Annotated in this window: 13 protein-coding genes; 2 read left to right on the top strand and 11 right to left on the bottom strand. The window is 38.7% G+C overall.

Going from position 1 to position 16802, the window contains the following annotated elements; translation table 11 throughout:
• Nucleotides 1-101 precede the first annotated feature (101 nt).
• Nucleotides 102-1088, top strand: coding sequence for a histidine kinase (locus NH454_RS14980; protein WP_253039497.1), 987 nt, complete (start codon nt 102-104; stop codon nt 1086-1088).
• Nucleotides 1085-1873, top strand: coding sequence for a LytTR family DNA-binding domain-containing protein (locus tag NH454_RS14975; RefSeq protein ID WP_135926807.1), 789 nt, complete (start codon nt 1085-1087; stop codon nt 1871-1873). The genes NH454_RS14980 and NH454_RS14975 overlap by 4 nt, the downstream gene beginning before the upstream one ends.
• A gap of 60 nt (nt 1874-1933) precedes the next feature.
• On the opposite strand, the gene NH454_RS14970 is transcribed toward NH454_RS14975, so the two are convergent.
• From NH454_RS14970 to NH454_RS14920, 11 genes are all read right to left on the bottom strand, one after another.
• Nucleotides 1934-2593, bottom strand: coding sequence for a LysE family translocator (locus NH454_RS14970; RefSeq protein WP_135926808.1), 660 nt, complete (start codon nt 2591-2593; stop codon nt 1934-1936).
• 201 nt (nt 2594-2794) lie between these two features.
• Nucleotides 2795-3568, bottom strand: coding sequence for a class I SAM-dependent methyltransferase (locus NH454_RS14965; protein ID WP_063530194.1), 774 nt, complete (start codon nt 3566-3568; stop codon nt 2795-2797).
• A gap of 104 nt (nt 3569-3672) precedes the next feature.
• Complete coding sequence (locus tag NH454_RS14960) at nt 3673-4245, bottom strand: NAD(P)H-dependent oxidoreductase (protein WP_199527512.1); 573 nt, start codon at nt 4243-4245, stop codon at nt 3673-3675.
• A gap of 182 nt (nt 4246-4427) precedes the next feature.
• Nucleotides 4428-5120: a DUF4336 domain-containing protein gene (locus NH454_RS14955; protein WP_199527513.1), complete on the bottom strand. Its 693-nt coding sequence runs from the start codon at nt 5118-5120 to the stop codon at nt 4428-4430.
• A gap of 309 nt (nt 5121-5429) precedes the next feature.
• Entirely contained in the window at nt 5430-5771 is a 342-nt protein-coding gene (locus NH454_RS14950; protein ID WP_063527686.1) for a MerR family transcriptional regulator, read from the bottom strand.
• Between the two features lie 68 nt (nt 5772-5839).
• Nucleotides 5840-6847 carry a LacI family DNA-binding transcriptional regulator gene (locus tag NH454_RS14945; protein WP_253039496.1) on the bottom strand — a complete coding sequence of 336 codons (1008 nt, stop codon included), beginning with the start codon at nt 6845-6847 and terminating at the stop codon, nt 5840-5842.
• Nucleotides 6848-6881: 34 nt separating this feature from the next.
• Nucleotides 6882-8414, bottom strand: a complete 1533-nt coding sequence (locus NH454_RS14940; RefSeq protein WP_253039495.1) for an MFS transporter — start codon at nt 8412-8414, stop codon at nt 6882-6884.
• A gap of 13 nt (nt 8415-8427) precedes the next feature.
• Complete coding sequence (locus tag NH454_RS14935; RefSeq protein WP_253039494.1) at nt 8428-9756, bottom strand: GH1 family beta-glucosidase; 1329 nt, start codon at nt 9754-9756, stop codon at nt 8428-8430.
• Nucleotides 9757-10250: 494 nt separating this feature from the next.
• Nucleotides 10251-11738 (bottom strand): tryptophan halogenase family protein, encoded by a 1488-nt coding sequence (locus NH454_RS14930; RefSeq protein WP_253039493.1) that lies wholly within the window; start codon nt 11736-11738, stop codon nt 10251-10253.
• Nucleotides 11735-13273, bottom strand: coding sequence for a tryptophan halogenase family protein (locus NH454_RS14925; protein ID WP_253039492.1), 1539 nt, complete (start codon nt 13271-13273; stop codon nt 11735-11737). Before NH454_RS14925 ends, NH454_RS14930 begins: the two co-directional genes overlap by 4 nt.
• A 207-nt stretch (nt 13274-13480) precedes the next feature.
• Entirely contained in the window at nt 13481-16453 is a 2973-nt protein-coding gene (locus tag NH454_RS14920; protein WP_253039490.1) for a TonB-dependent receptor, read from the bottom strand.
• Between the last annotated feature and the right edge of the window lie 349 nt (nt 16454-16802).

Here is a 16802-nt window from a genome sequence, read left to right as displayed (position 1 = left end):
GCCCATCAGCTTTACCTTATGGATTGAATAATTTGAATACTAGTAACCCCCGCAGCCACTTATTTTGGCTGTTTCAGATATGTGGTTGGGTTGTTTACGCAATGCTAACCGAATTAATGATTAAAGTACCAAGTGATGAGCCTTGGACTATCCATATCCCGCATCTGATTATTGATACAATCTGCGGCTTTTTAATTACCCTGTTCCTGCGAAAAGTATTCTCCTATATCAATTTTATTGAGCTAAAACTGAAGATTGCGCTTCATGTTGTCGTTGTTATAACTGCGACGTTAATTTGGACACAAATAAAGTGGATTACGCTGCAGTGGTTTTATGGAAACTTTTGGCAACCAATGACGTGGTTTGACTTTGGTACATGGACGTCGGCGTCATTAACAGTGCTTTCAACATGGGCCGCGTTTTATTATGGGATCAAGATTTATTTAGATAACTTAGAGCAAACGCAAAAAGCAGCTGAAGCCACACACCTAGCAAAAGAGTCACAATTAAAAATGCTGCGTTATCAGCTTAATCCCCACTTTATGTTCAATAGTATAAATGCGATTTGTACATTGATTTTGAAGAAAGAAAGTTTAGAAGCTGTCAAAATGCTCGAAAAACTGTGTGATCTATTGCGCCACAGCTTATATACAGATCCACTTGAGAAGGTAACAATTAAGGAAGAAATTGGCATTCTTAGCAATTATTTGGATATAGAAAAGTGTCGATTTACTGATAAGCTTGTTGTTGATATTTCTGTTGCCGATGGTTGCAACGAGTTGTTGATCCCCTCTATGTTGATTCAACCCCTTGTCGAAAATGCTTTAAAGCATGGTATGTGTTCAAACCAGAAAATGTGTATCACCATTGCAATAGAAAAAACGAAGAGTTATTTAAATATAAAAGTGTCTGATACTGGCAAGGGATTTGGTGAGGAAAGTACCAACAAAAGAGGTATCGGATTAGCCAATTGTGAGCAGCGTTTAAAGCTAATGTACGGAAAGTCACACCGTATAGAAAAGGGCAACTTAAGCGAAGGTGGTGCTTGGATATGTATAACATTACCTATGAGTGGTCATAATAAATGATAAAACTAAACACGATACTGGTTGATGATGAATACAGCGCCGTCGAAGGTTTACGTATTCGACTCGAACATTTTCCTGAAATTAATATTGTTGGTAGTGCATGCAGTGTTGACGATGCAATTGAGCTGATAAATAACAAAGAAATAGATTTAATTTTCTTAGACATCGAAATGCCCTCTAAATCAGGTTTTGAATTGATAAAGCATTTTCAACCTGAGGCATGTCCTGCGGTCATCTTTGTCACAGCATTTCATCAACATGCGGTCCAAGCTTTTGAAGTTAGAGCCATCGATTATTTATTAAAACCGGTAAAACTAGATAGACTTGCTGAAGCTATTGAAAGAGTTATAAGTAAAGTAAAGCTATTTCAAAAAAGTGAGTTGATAGCGCTACAACAAGAAGTGAGTAGCAAGTCAGAGCAAAACAAACACTCTGCTAATCAGTCAGACTATAATTTTGACAGTGATCACTTGGTTATCCGGGATGCTAAAAACCCGATTCAAATAATTTCATTCACCGATATTCTTTGGATTGATGCGGCTGGCGATTATATGTGTGTGCACACCGCTACCGATACCCATGTTATGCGAGCAAGATTAAAGGAACTCGAAAGTAATATGCTGCCAGAGGCATTCTTGCGGATCCATAAGTCGACAATTGTTAACTTAGCCTATGTAAGACAGCTTGAGCCATTGCGCAACTCAGAGTACATGGCAACCTTAACTACAGGTAAAACCTTAAAAGTAAGTCGAACCTACAGTAAGCAATTAAAAAAGCTGATTTAAATAAATCGGTGCTGTTTTACAACACCGCGTTATAAACAGCACCTTACTATGCAGTAGTATTTACGGCTGTTTTGACCAAACTGATTTTAGAATGTTAAACCCTATCGCACCGAGAACGACACCTGTTACTTTATCAATATAAAATGCGGCTCTAATGAATTTTTGTCTGATAGTCGTTTTTGACAACATATAAATAATTGCCACATCCCAAAAAAAGACGACTAATGTCATCCATACTCCTAAAAGCACTTTAAAGCTAATGCTGACCTCAGGGGTTAGTGCAACAGTAAACAAGCTTAAATAAAATAATAAGTTTTTAGGGTTTAAAATACCTGAGAGAAACCCAGTTACAAACTCTTTGCAAAAGCATGATAATGAAAATTCAGTGGATGCCTTGGTATTTGTCGAGAAATTAGCATAGGCATTTTTAGGGGCTTTTAAGGCGTGATAGGCTATATACATCAAAAATAAGCCACCAATAACTTTGAGCGTTACCATCAAACCAATTGAGGTGGATAATATGGCACCAACTCCAATTAAGCATAAGGTAATATACACTGCATTAGCTGTTGCAATCCCAAGTGCTACACCAATCGCATTCTTTTGATTGCCTTTTAATGCACTTTTAACAACCAAAACAAAATCGGGCCCAGGACTTAGCAATGCAAGAAAGTGTGCAGCTGCAACCGAAACAAATATACTGATTAAATTAATATCCATAAATTCCTCAAAAAATAATAATACCAATCTGCAATACTTAATTATTTTAAGGGATAAAACGTGTCGCTAGCTGCGTTAAAGTTTCTTATTTAGAACCACTAAATAACGAAATTATTGCCGTGTTATTAGCGAGGTTTTATTGCCTCAGAGTAGATTGCTTAATTAAGTGAATTGCCATATTCAAAAATTAAATGGGTCAAATTAACATCCTTTTCTTGCTTTAATCGAAAACACTAAAGGAACTTGATGTCCTTTGTGAAGTAATTGGTAGCCTTTATCATGAACATACTCTAAGCCTTCAAAGCAGTCATAAGGGCTATATGGGTATTCGTCGAATGACTCTATCGTCAAACCAGCCTGAATGAGTGAGTTTATAATGTCACTAATTGAGTGACTCCAGGTTACTGTTTTTGACTTTGTACCATCACAATTTTCGGTGTATGTTCCTTCTTCTTCAATGGTAGGTTCAGAGTCATGAAAATAAGAGTAGCCATTTAATAACTCATTAAAAGAGTGAAATTCAACCAGACATAAAGTGCCGCCAGCTTGTAAAGAGTTAGCAATTACTTTAGCCCATCGATTTAAATCTGGTAACCAATTTAGAACACCATAAGAAGTGTAAACAATATCAAAAAGTTGCTGGTTGATAGCGTCAAAATCGTAAACATTACTTTCGATAAAAGTGGCTTCTAAATTTAAGTTTTGTTTGAGCTCATTGGCATACTCAATTGCAGTAGGCGACAAATCAACACCTGTTACACACGCGCCAAGCCTTGCCCAAGAGAGCGTGTCTTGACCAAAATGACACTGTAAGTGCAATAGCGATTTATCTTTCACATCTGGGAGTAGGGCGAGCTCGATGGGATTGAGTGAGTTTCTCCCATTTTTAAACATTGGTATATTGTAAAAACTAGACTGGGTATGAAGATCAGTTCTTTTATTCCATGTATCTCTATTTACTTTAATATAATCCATATGCGTCCTATCCAGCTAACTTCTAATTAGGCACTGCTCAATCATTGCAGCAATGCCTAATAGAAATAATAATATATTATATTTTACACAACAAACATAAGCCTTTAGTCACATTGAGAACCCAGTTCTCTCACAGTAGTCTGCCAGTCCGATCTTTGCCTGTCGCTTGATAAGATAACTGAGCCAAATAAGTTAACTTTTGGCGGTGCAAAACCGCAAAACTCAAGCGTGTGTCGACCCAACTGCTCTAAAATAGGCTGTGCTAATTGATCTATTAGCTCCTTTGGGGTGTCCATGGTTAGGATAAGTCTTGCTGTTTTGCCGGTTAAAAGTGGTGTTGGAAGTAAACTATTTTGTTCAAACGTAAAGGTAACCCCAGGCAAAAAAACGCGATCAAACAGCCCTTTTAATTTAGCGGGTAGGCTACCCCACCAAACTGGCGAAATAAGCACGAGATGATCGGCCCAAAGGAGTGCATTTGTAAATGCTTCTAAGCATGACTCTAACGGCTGTACCTGATCATAACCAAAGCTGAGATCTGGGTTAAAGTCCATTTCAGACAGTCTAAAAGTACGTATATTTGCCGTTTCTTTAGCAGTGCATTCATATGCATCCACTAAAGAGTCAGCAAAGCTATTGGGTTTTGGGTTTCCGTTTAAAATGAGTATGTTTTTCACAATCAAGACCTTTGTGTTAGGAAATAATTGCTACTCTAAAGCCTCCCCTTAACGGGAGAGTCAATCACTATCTGAAAAAACTTTGAAATTTTGTTCAGTCAACGTTCCGACGAAATTTCCGTAAGTGCAGTTACTAAACTGATATAAACGCTTTTATAAAGTGGTCAACAGGTGCAATATAGTTAGATTTTATTAAGCCAACTAAACGACTCACGTAAAAACCCCATGGCGTGGTGTTTTATTAATTCTCCATGAGCCATAATGATAACTTCCGGCTCCCAAGCCAATATTTTTTCAAAATGCTGTCTAGCTTGAGGCTTTTTAAACATAAAGCTGAGGCGCCAATCTATCGGTGTTTTTCCGTTAGGAGCTAAGATCCCCGCACCTTTTGCGAGCCATTTTTGCCAAGCCTTAAAGTTGTCACCAGAAAAGTTCTCAATCAGATCAGTCACAATCAATGTTTTTGAGTTGTTATGGAAAAACACACACTCTTCCATAAAGGGTGAGCCTGTAAATAACTCTTGGGAAATATCTGCCTGCCACTGCCAGTCCAAGTCGTCATTAAGGGATGCATCAAAAGAGATATCATTGCGCTTTTTGATGACCTCACTAGTGCCATAAGTTTTAGCATCGGGATACGCTGCAATCCATTGTGGTAAAAACAAGTGATGTAAGTGATTAGGAGCTATAAGGTATTTAACCGGGCCTAACTGGTCTATTTGGCTCTTTAAGGCATCACTTAGGTGGATAGGACTGTGCACCCATAGATCGCCATTCGCGAGTTTAATAACAGTCATGCGGGTTGTAAAAGGTAAAAAAAAGAACGTTACTGCTTCACCATCAAAAATCCAAATGTCGGTTGCTAACTTTTCCATGATCTTCCTTAATTAATTCGTAAGAACGCTTAATTATTTTCAGGGATTAAGCCTGTCGCTACCTGCATTAATGATTTCTTATTTAGAACAACTAAATCAGTAATCTTTGCCCCGTTATCAACGAGATTTAATTTGTCTAAATTGCTACCTAATAGAGCGAATTGGTATGAAATCGAAGTTATTAAAGGCCCAATTTTTGAAAATATAAAAACGACTTTATTGAAAGCACACTGTGTATGCTATCTAGCTTGATTAAATCAATAACCTACAGCGATTATAAACTCTCCACTTAAGGGGAGAGTCAACTAACTATTTGATGTTAATAAGGCCAACACATGAATCAATATGGGCGATTTTTTGTTTTGTCTGCTCAATTTGTGTTTGCAATCGACTCTTAAGATGCAACAAAAATTCTCTAATCTCGGCCCAGTTTGCTTGCCCGTTTTCATACTTTATAAAACCCTTCAACTCAGCGAGTGTAACCCCTAGTAATTTTGCTTCTGAGATTAGCTTTAATACCTCTATGTGTTCATTTGTATAAACACGGTATTTTCCTTGACGTTGAGGGGTTGTTATGAGGCCTTTTTCTTCGTAAAAGCGAATTGTTTTAACGGATAAATTGGTTTTTTTGGCTACTTCACCGATAAACACCTGCTTCTCCATTTCTATAGCAATTTTGTTCGTTACTTTTTAACAAGCGATATCGTATTCGCTTTTTATTAAGATCTGGTTAAACGTGTTGTTGAATCGCGGATCAACAAGTTTGGCGTAAATATATGCTCTATATTAGCGCGATTTTGTTTATACACCTGTTTTAACACTAAGTTCGCGGCCATAATACCCATTTTTTCGACAGGGTTATCAACGGTCGTCAAAGTTGGATATAAATAATTTGTGAAATGAACATTATCAAAGCCGATGATTGCCAGATCTTTAGGAAGATCAAGCTTGTGCTCTCTTGCACATTTCATTACGCCCGAGGCCATTTCATCATTTGCACATACAACAGCTGTAAATTCTTTATTGATGTTGAAGAAATGCTGTAAGCCTTTGTATCCGCCTGTTTCTTTAAAGTCACCCACGAAAAGAGACTGCTCGTCAAATGCAATACCATATTCTTTTAGCGCTTTTTTGTGGCCTTCAAGTCGGTTATAAGCATCTGGCTTGAATAAAGGGCCTGCTATGTAATTAATCTGTTTATGGCCTTGCTCAAGTAAGTGCTTAGTCGCTAAATACCCACCCATTACGTTATCGAGGCTAATGCAGTTTTCTTTCATTTGATCTACATAGCGACTGATTAGATAGATTGGGGTTTTACCTTTATTTAATTTTACTAAATATTCATCACTTACGGCTTCAACGTGGGCGATGATCGCATCACAGTTACGAGAAATTAAAAATTCTAAGCCACTTTTTTCTTTGTTTTCTTCACTGTGTCCAGGCGTAATAATGACATGTTTACCAGCTGCCCTTAATTGGGCTTCAATAGCAGACATCATTTCACCAAAAAATGCACCGTCTAGTTCAGAGACTAAAATCCCCACACTATTGGTGCAATTTGAAGCAAGAGAGCGCGCTATCGAATTTGGTTTGTAACCTAGCTGCTCCATCGCATCGAGGACTTTTTGTTTGGTTTTTTTGCTGACGTAATCATTTTCATTTAACACCCGAGATACGGTTGATAAAGAAACGCCAGCGAGCTCTGATACCTGATAAATAGTTGCCATAATTACTGTTTGATATAAACCTTAACTGTTTAATTTACAGACTTGCACGCCTAATTGCCAAGTCTTCTGTTATTTTTTCTGTCATTTCAGATGTTAATGGATAAAAGGCCATCAGTGCTGCGGCTAGTAGAGCAAACGCTGCTGGTAGCCAACTCATTAGTAGTATCATGCCATCGAGTGAGTGTGCAATGGTGGTTTCGTCCATTCCGTCATAGCCATAACTTGCAAGTACAACAAGCACTAAGGCTCCGGCAAATCCACCCCCTGTTTTTTGCACGAAAGTTCCTGCTGAGTATATGAGGCCAGTGGCACGGCGTTTATTTTTCCACTCAGAATAGTCAGCACTATCCCCAAGCATCGTAAAAAACAGGGTAGGCATCATGGCTGCGAAGAATTCAGACAGACAACCCATAACAAAGATCAGGCTGAGGTTATCATTTGGCAGCCAAAAGAAACAAATGGTAAAGAAGGCACTTAGTAATAATGAAGCGATAAACAAAGTACGTTTACCCAGAATCTCAGCTAATTTTCCTGTACTTAACGCGCCGAAAATTGAGACGATTAATAAAGCTATAAAGTATTGGCCAGTTAAAAGCTCATTACCTACGTAATATTTAAAATAATAAGCAATGACACCATATTTAATGCCATTAAACATCATTGTTAAAAAGCCCATACCTAATAAGATCAGCCATGGTTTATTTGTAAGTAAATCAACCATATCTCGTTGAGTGCCACTTAGCTTACTATGATCGCTTGCAAGTAAGCGACGAATTACGACAGTCATAAAAATCATTGTTGCCGCAAAAAACAAACCGGAGTAGAGCTCGCGATAATAGAAAAATAATGTGATCGCCAATAAAGGAAGAATGATAAAAGGTAAGCTTTTACTTAAATCAGTTAGCTCAGTTTTTAGTGAAACTTGCGTGTTTGTTGCAGGTTGAACGCGCTCCTTTGTACTTACAAACGTGATTAACATGAGTACAGTGAGTAAGGCCGCAAATACATACATAGTGTATTGGTAACCTTGTGCGCTATTTCCTTGCCCAAAGTATGCAACTAAATCAGGTAAAAAGCCCATAACTAATAAGCCACCTGCAAATGCTCCGGCAAAGCGAAAGCCAGACAGTTTAGTTCGCTCTAGGTCATCACCAGTCATAACCCCCATTAAAGCAGAGTAGGGTACGTTACTTACCGTATAAGCTAGAGTGAGCCCTATATAAGTGAAATAAGCATAAAATAGCTTAGCTGCTGGGCTTATGTCAGGTGTTGTGAAGCACAACACCATAAACAAGGCTAGAAAAGGAGTTGACCACAATATCCAAGGACGAAATTTACCGAAACGTGTTTGCGTTCTATCTGCAATCATCCCCATTATTATATCTGTCACGCCATCTGATAAGCGCACAACTAAAAAAAGTAACGCAGCAGCGGCGGCAGAAATACCAAATGTGTCTGTATAAAAAACGGCTAAATAGGCCAAGGCACCACGCCAAACTAAATTAGCGCCGGCATCGCCCATCGCGTAGCCTATTTTTTCGTAGATAGGAAGAGTGTGTTTTATCATTATTGTTGTCTTATTATCGGCGCGTGATTAACTGACTATATGCTTTACCGCTTAGCTTTACTGTTCGTACTTGTGTATCGTAATCAACATGAACAATTCCGAAGCGTTTTGAATAACCTTCTGCCCACTCGAAATTATCCATTAAGCTCCATGCAAAGTAGCCAGCCATGTTTACGCCTTGTAATCTTGCGTCATTCACAGCATTTAGGTGTGCATTATAATAGTCAACACGGTCTTGATCGTTTACCTCTCCATCTACCATTTTGTCAGCCATCGCAGCGCCATTTTCAGTGATATAGATTGGCGGTAACTCATATTTTTCATGCAAAGAGACTAATAACTCAGTCAATGCTGGTGGATATATCTCCCAGCCGATATCTGTCATTGGCGCTTGATGAGGCAGTTCATGATAATAATCAGTGTCACTTGCTTCATAACGTAATCGGGTATAAAAGTTAACGCCCAAGAAGTCTAATGGTTGGCAAATAATCTCCATATCGCCAGCTAGAATGTCAGGTCTATGAGCGGCTGGCAACTGTTCGATAATGTCAGGGTAAGCTCCTTGCATTACAGGTTTCATATACCATTGGTTTATGTAGTCATCAGCAAAAGCTGTAGCAGCTAAATCGGCTTCGCTAGACGATACAGGATAACAAGGAGTAAAGTTAAGTACGATACCGTTAAGTGACTCTGGGCTATTTTTATTTAGTACTTTCATAGCTAAGCCATGTGCAAGCAGCAAGTGGTGGGCAGCTTTACGTCCAAATTCTCGGCCTTTGATCCCAGGGGCATGAACACCAATTTCATAGCCTAAATAAGAGCTGCAGAAAGGTTCATTCAAGGTCGCGTATGAATAGACTTTTCCTGATAAGGCCTGACTAACTAGGTCTACATAATGCGCAAATTCGTAAGCAGTTTCGCGATTTAACCAGCCGCCTTTATCCTCTAAATGCTGTGGTAAATCCCAGTGGTATAAAGTGACGAATGCTTTAATATTTCGACGCATTAACTCGTCTAAAATATTAATGTAAAAGTTAATACCCTCTTGATTTAAAGTGCCATCTAATTTTATGACTCTTGGCCATGAAATAGAAAGACGGTAAGCATCTACACCCAAAGAGTCGATTAGTTCAATATCGTCTTTCCATTTTTTGACATGCTCGCAAGCGAAATTACCATTTGAGTTATCAGCGATTTTTCCTGGAGTCGCGCAAAAGGTGTCCCAAATACATGGAAGGCGCTTATCGGCAGCTCCTTCTATTTGAAACGAAGCTGTCGCAACGCCATAGATAAAGTCTTTGCTAAGCATTGTTGAGTTTTTTGGTAACGTGAGCTGAGTCATGAAATGAAACCTTTGGTAAACAAGAGCAAGTAAATCTTGCGGCTAAATTTAAAATTTTATGGTAGCGCTTCCATAAAATTACCGTGACACCCTATAAGGATGTTTGGTGTTTTGTGGTAGCGCTTCCATATTTAGGTTAGAGGCTAATCTGCAAACGGTCAACCGTTTATTTTATTTAGCCCTAAATATACAGTGAAAATCTGCTTTATCTTTTAATAATTAATAGGTTAATGGTTTGTTGGTTTTATAAGTTTAGCGCTAATTTAAGAGCTAATAACGACGTAACTAAGCTAGGTGCTGTATTATGTTGCTAGCTTTAACTTTTTACAGCCAGCACGCTCAGCTCTTCAATAGTTAGGAAGGTTTAACGCTTATAAGTATCGTCAAAAGAGACATCATTTAGCTTACAATTAAGGTAAAGCCGACATTTTTGATGTGGCTTTACAGTTTGTTTAATTATAAATATTTTAGCAATAGTAATGCCTTTTTTAGACTTAAGTATCTACAGGGCAGTATTGTTCAATAAACGCTCTATGTGTCGGTAATTGTTGTAAGCGTTGCGCTATTTGCTGTTTGATCCCCTGCATAAATCGGCTTAGCTCTTTATCATTCATCAAAGAAGCTACGTGATGGTATTGCTCTGGCATTATGCCTTGCCCAAGCATGACTTGCACCCAAGAGTCGACGCGGAAAATATCACCATCATCTAAGAAAACCCGTCCAGTCTCTTTAAACAATGCGACTTTATGAGCAAGTGACTTAGGTGTTTCCATTGTTTTACAATGCTGCCAAAATTCACTGTCATCCCTATCGGTGACTTTGTAATGCAAAACAATAAAGTCACGAATACTTTCAAGCTCTGACTGTAATTGTTTATTGTATTCATCAATAGCGTGCTGGGTTATGCCTGTAAAAGGAAATAATCGCATAAAGCGAATAATCCCAGTCATGATGAGGTGGATACTGGTTGATTCAAGAGGCTCTAAAAAACCACTGGCAAGACCCAGCGCTAAACAGTTTTTGTTCCAACCCTTGCGTCGTCGGCCAGTTTTAAATTTGATAATTTTTGGTTCGGTGAGAGTTTCACTGCTTAGATTATTTAATAATAACTGAGTTGCATCATGGTCTGATAAATAACGGCTACAATAGACTAAGCCATTGCCAACTCTATTTTGTAAAGGAATTTGCCATTGCCAACCTGATTGATGAGCAATGGAACGCGTGTAAGGAGCGATTTCGGGTGTCCCTTTCGTTTGAACTGCTACTGCACTATCGCAAGGTAATAGATGTGACCAGTCTTCATAACCAGTATGTAAGGCTTGCTCTATCAGTAAACCTTTAAAACCAGTGCAATCAATAAAGAAGTCACCCGTTATCTCTGTGCCGTCATCGAGCAATAAACTCTTTATAAAGCCATTATCAGCATGTTTATTTACTCGTTCAATTTTGCCCTCAAAGCGTTTTACACCTAGATTTTCTGCGAACTCTCGTAAGAATGCCGCATAACGGCTAGCATCCATATGAAATGCATAATTAATTGGGTTATGAGGGTTAATACCAAATTTCCCCTGTTTAGCTGCTTGTAATTCATAGCAGTAATCTCCAAAGTCGTCTTTATTCCCCATTTTTTTTGCATGTAACCAAAAATGATGAAACTCGCCAGCCCAACATTCTTTACCTGTCATACCAAATGAGTGAATATAGTCACTTTGTGGCTTGTGCCAGTTCTCGAAGCTGATCCCCAATTTAAAGGTTGCTTGGGTAGCTTTCATAAAAAGTTTTTCATCAATACCTAGTAATTTATGAAAGGTACGAATAGGTGGAATGGTTGCTTCGCCAACACCTACGGTGCCAATGTCGTCCGATTCAACTAAGCTGACTTTAATATCTTTATTTAGTAATTTGGCTAACGCAGCTGCGGTCATCCAACCGGCAGTTCCGCCGCCAGCGATGATCACCTGTTTAATTGATTGTTGTCTCATGTTGCCACCTTACTCCCTTGTAATTGTTCTAATAACAGTCGATTAGTGGGTAATTTTTGTAAGTATTGTGCAATCTTGTTGCGGTTGAGTTGGTATAGTTGCTCTGCTTTGTGGCACTTTTGGCCATCAAGTTTTGTGGTTAGACTGGTTTCAAACCCCATACCGTAAAGCACATATTGATAACTTGCAGAAGAAAAGGTTTCTTCATTTTCGACCAAATCAAATCGGCTGGGTGCTTGATACTGCCACAGTGTTAACAGGTTCTGTAATTCAAGTGGGATACTATTAGGGTTGCGGTTAGCATGCCAATAACCATTATCATCACGGTTACTCAATACATAATGAAGTTTTAGGAAGTTAATGACTTGCTCCCAGCGGTATTTAAAACGTTTATTAAACCGGGTACTCAATAACTGCATGTGATCTTGGTCTACAGGCATCTGCTCACTTAGCATACTGATACTAAGTTCAACCATGGCTAACGCAGATGCCTCTAATGGTTCTATAAATCCTTGTGACATGCCAATCGCGACACAGTTTTTATGCCAAAATATTTCTCTGTAACCCGGGGTAAAACGAAGTGTTCGTGTTTCAATTGTGTCTGCTTGTTGAGTGCCTATCGTTTGTGCCGCGTAACTTTTTAGTGTTTCTATTGCGCTTGCTTCGTCACAATATTTATCGCTAAATGTATAGCCAATTCCGCGTCTGGTTGGTAAACCTATATCCCAAATCCAACCTGCGGATTGTGCAGTTGATAATGTCGCAGAGGCAATATTTTGAGATTGGCTTTCGTATGGTATTTGGGCTGCTACTGCTGTGTTATTAAATAGAATGTGGCTTTGATCTAAAAACGGGATTTGATAATGCTTGGCGATTAATAGCCCTTGACTACCTGAACAGTCAATAAATAAGTCACCTGTTATCGCTCCATTATGCTGTGTGCTGACACTTTTAATGTAGCCTTGCTCATCGTTATTTGCACAAATCACATTATCAACAATATGCTTTACGTTAAGCGTATTTACACAATGCTGTGTTAAAAAGCGTGCAAATTTATGAGCGTCTAAATGATAGCCGTAATTTGTAACACCAGCATACTGTGGTGTATTAATCTGTTTTGGCGCTAGTGCTGCTTGGCAAATAAAGCTTTGCATATTCATAGCATCAGCATATTTTTGATGAGAAAATAATTGCTTCCAAGCAGCATGAACATCATATTCATAGTAGCCTTCAGGAATCATAAAAGGGTGATAATAGTTATCTCCTTGCTGTTCCCCTCGCCAATTGATGAACTTTGAACCTTGTTTAAAGGACGCATCACATTGACGTAAAAAGTCAGTTTCTTTGACCCCAATTCGCTGTAATGTATTTCGCATTGACGGCCATGTGCCTTCACCAACACCAGAAATACCAATATCAGCAGATTCAATGAGAGTGATATGAAGATGTGGATGTTCTTTTGCTAGTAATCCGGCTGTAAGCCACCCCGCAGCGCCACCGCCAATGATCACAATATTATTAATTATTTTGCTCATATGCTTACTTTAAATATAAAGCCGCTTCAATAGGAGCGGCTTTTTATCAATTCACGCTAATCGTGAACTTTTAGGGATCTAAATTGACGCTATTAGCGTTAAAAATATCTAATTAAGAATAACTAAAAAATAACGCCTTTCTATCCCCAAGAGCCCACATATTAAGTAAATTGCTATTAGACCGTATACTCTTGCTTCAGCAATAGCTTAGAAGTTATAACGTACACCTAAATTGTAGCGAGCACCATTTTTGTCTAAATTCCATAACTGCGCTTTGTATCGTCCATGTTGGCGGTTGTCTTGCTCTGTAATGTTAATTCCCTCTAAAAAGAAAGAGAGTTTCTCACTATAGTTATAAGCTACATTAAAATCGACCTGGTAATACTCTTCAGTAAATGCAGGTTCATTTACATAGCGAGCTGCATTGTTTAAGAATTTATCACGCCAGTTATAGGCTATACGAGCTTGAAACTTATCATTTTCGTACATTGCAATTAAGTTAGCTGTGTCACTTAAACCTACTAATGCAAACTGCGTTGTCGTAGGATCTGCTGCGACATTAAAATCAACATCGCCATTTACAATCGTGTAGTTTGCTTGAATACCAAAGCCCGAATCACCAAAGAAATGTTGGATAGCAAATTCATATCCGTCAATTTTTGCGTCTTTATTGTTAGTAGGAACTTGAGCTGTAAATTCCATTAGTGGATCATCGCTGTTAGGCAAGATATCGTAGGCTGCTTCAAATTCTTCATAAGTCATTGAATCAAAAGCAACTCCATTTTCCATAGCCGCAACCATTTGGAATAGGTTTGAGTCAGTAACGGCAAGACCTCTAGCCTCTAGTTCAGCTTTTGCTGCTTGAGCGCGGGGACCTGCTGAAACATCTCGTAAGTCATAGTAATTTTGAGTCATTGGTGTTAAGCCAATAAAATTATCAACTTTTTTATTGTAATAACCGACAGAAACATAACTAACATCGCTGTAGTACCACTCAGCTGAAACATCGATATTATCTGATTCAAGCGGTACTAAGCCTGGGTTACCCGTTGAAGCTGGTGCATTAGTGGTACCTGGAATTAAACTTGGCCCCGTTGGTACTCCAACCGTTGCTGCAGAGCTTAAATTATCATAAGTAGGTCGTGCGATTGTGGTGCTATATGAAGCACGAATTTTTACATCATCAACCACGTTAATATCAAAATCGATACTAGGTAGAAAGTGATTATAATCAGAGCTTAGAGAGTAATCTTGTTTGTCAGTGCCATATCGCACATTAAAATCGTTATTACCTTCCCAAGCGACGGCATTTGGTAAGTCAATATTTGCTGTTGATGTGATATCTGTGGTTTCGTAACGAGCACCAACTAAGAGGTTAAATGGCATATCACCAATTTCACCTTGATGCTTATATTGTACAAATGCAGCTTGAATATCTTCTTTAATAGTACGGTTTGTTGCAAATGCGCCATCTGCTGCAAAATTAAACCCGTATTGGCTTGCTGCCCAATAACCAATTTCTGACGCACTGCCAGTGAAACCTTGATCAAATGAACCTGAGGTATTGTAGCCGTCTAATTCACTTAAGAAATTTGTCGGGTCAAGGTAGCCATCAGGTAACTCACCAGGGTTTTCGATACCCCAGTTACCCATCGTATTACGAGTAAGTGACTGCAATGAATGACTTTCCATTGAGCGTGACTCAATACCAAAGTCTATTACCCCTGACTCAATTTCATATTTACCAAGTAATCGGAATTCATCAACCGTTGATTCTTGGCGTGCAAAGTTAGAATCAAGTATAGAAGTACCAACATCATCTTGGTCTAACACTCCATTACAGTTTAAATTAGTACGACTACAATCATCAAAATCAATCACCATAGAGGGTAAATCACGACTAAAATCGACTTCTTGAGAAGCGACAATATTCGCTCCTAACCCTGCATTTACCCAGCTGCCATAAGGCGCATCGGGCTCACTCGTTGCTTTTGAACTATGCGCATCAAATACAAAACTGAGTTGGTCATTTACAAAGTATTCAAGATTAAGACCAATAGAGTCATTTTTATTAAGTTGATTGAGCTCTTGTAACGCTAATCCTAGGTCACGCGTTGATAGATCGCGGCGTTCTTCTTTATAGTAGATTGGTGTTTTAACCGCATTGTCATCAAAGATTAAGTGCGTTTTATAGTTATCCATCCAGATTGACTGCTCAGCACGTGACTCGAATAACTCTTGTTGAGAGTAAGTGTAATCAAGTGTTGCGGTAAGTGACTCTACAGGACTATATTGCAGTGTTAGCTGAGCGTTTGTTCGAGTGCGTTCGCGATCGGCGATTGTGTAACGAAGATCGGAAGGCATTGAATAATATTGCCCCATTGCAGGTGCATTTTCGATGATGATGTCATCTGCAGATTGAGGAATTGTGCCGTCGTATGCAGTCGTTCTCCATTCGTTAACAAAAGCACCTGCTGCCGAACTATCACGTTTTTGAACGCTTGCAGTAAGTGATACACCAAACTTCGCTTCTTCGTCAGTCCAACTAAAGATACCTGAGATTTCTGGTGTAATATCATCGCCGACACGATTAGTTGTATCGTGCATAGCTTTTACACCAACATTGGTAATTAAACCTGGATTGTCTAGAGGGCGGGCAGTATTAATGTTTATTGTGGCCCCAATACCACCTGATGCAATATTTGCTTTTCCGGTTTTATAGACTTCAACTGACTTAACACTTTCTGATGCCAAATTAGCAAAATCATATGCACTAGAATTTGGAGAGCCACCGCCAGCAGGAAGTGAGGCTGCTGGCATAGTACGCCCATTTAAAGTCACCATATTATAGTCTGGACCAAAACCACGTACTGTTACTTTTGAGCCTTCACCATTACTACGGTCTATCGATACACCTGTAATACGTTGCAAAGATTCTGCTAGGTTAGTATCTGGGAATTTACCTATATCTTCTGATGAAATAGCATCAACAACACCTGAAGAGTAGCGCTTTAATTGGGTTGATTCTTTAATACTACCTTTAAATCCTGTTACTTGAATGACTTCAATGTCATCGTTGTGTTCAGACTGCTCTGCATAGGCAGAAAAGCAGGTGCTAGCACCTAAAAGCAAAGATAAGCTAGAAGCTAACTTTGTTCTTTTGAAGTTATGGCTTGGCATCAGGTTTCCCTCATTTTTATCATTGTTATTCATGCAATTAGGGCATGATATTGTTGTCGAAAATAGATTATTAAATGCATCTGGAAGCGCTACCATAAAGAGGTTGAAAATCGCCCTTATGAAAGCGCTTCCAGAAAAGGGTAGTGTGATTTGCAGTTTACGTCAACAGCTATATCAATAAATTGTTAAAAAAGTTGTGTGAAAATTAAACGAGGAATGGGTCGGTTTTGACAGCTTCTATCGCAACGAAATATTTAAAAACTGTTTTTATTTCAGGAGCTTAAAAAGTAAAGTCAAGATGGTAACTATATGAAATACAGTGTTTTTAAATAACGGATAGTAAAAATGA

Origin of the sequence: Pseudoalteromonas sp. Ps84H-4 (assembly GCF_024124645.1) — a bacterium.
GTDB classification, from domain to species: domain Bacteria; phylum Pseudomonadota; class Gammaproteobacteria; order Enterobacterales; family Alteromonadaceae; genus Pseudoalteromonas; species Pseudoalteromonas lipolytica_C.
This window is presented reverse-complemented; position numbering and strand designations above follow the sequence as displayed.

What these genes read in the sequence shown, in the direction of transcription:
- NH454_RS14980 (WP_253039497.1), top strand. Translation starts at nt 102, where the DNA reads ATGCTAACCGAATTAATGATTAAAGTACCAAGTGATGAGCCTTGGACT.
- NH454_RS14975 (WP_135926807.1), top strand. Translation starts at nt 1,085, where the DNA reads ATGATAAAACTAAACACGATACTGGTTGATGATGAATACAGCGCCGTC.
- NH454_RS14970 (WP_135926808.1), bottom strand. Translation starts at nt 2,593, where the DNA reads ATGGATATTAATTTAATCAGTATATTTGTTTCGGTTGCAGCTGCACAC.
- NH454_RS14965 (WP_063530194.1), bottom strand. Translation starts at nt 3,568, where the DNA reads ATGGATTATATTAAAGTAAATAGAGATACATGGAATAAAAGAACTGAT.
- NH454_RS14955 (WP_199527513.1), bottom strand. Translation starts at nt 5,120, where the DNA reads ATGGAAAAGTTAGCAACCGACATTTGGATTTTTGATGGTGAAGCAGTA.
- NH454_RS14945 (WP_253039496.1), bottom strand. Translation starts at nt 6,847, where the DNA reads ATGGCAACTATTTATCAGGTATCAGAGCTCGCTGGCGTTTCTTTATCA.
- NH454_RS14940 (WP_253039495.1), bottom strand. Translation starts at nt 8,414, where the DNA reads ATGATAAAACACACTCTTCCTATCTACGAAAAAATAGGCTACGCGATG.
- NH454_RS14935 (WP_253039494.1), bottom strand. Translation starts at nt 9,756, where the DNA reads ATGACTCAGCTCACGTTACCAAAAAACTCAACAATGCTTAGCAAAGAC.
- NH454_RS14930 (WP_253039493.1), bottom strand. Translation starts at nt 11,738, where the DNA reads ATGAGACAACAATCAATTAAACAGGTGATCATCGCTGGCGGCGGAACT.
- NH454_RS14925 (WP_253039492.1), bottom strand. Translation starts at nt 13,273, where the DNA reads ATGAGCAAAATAATTAATAATATTGTGATCATTGGCGGTGGCGCTGCG.
- NH454_RS14920 (WP_253039490.1), bottom strand. Translation starts at nt 16,453, where the DNA reads ATGCCAAGCCATAACTTCAAAAGAACAAAGTTAGCTTCTAGCTTATCT.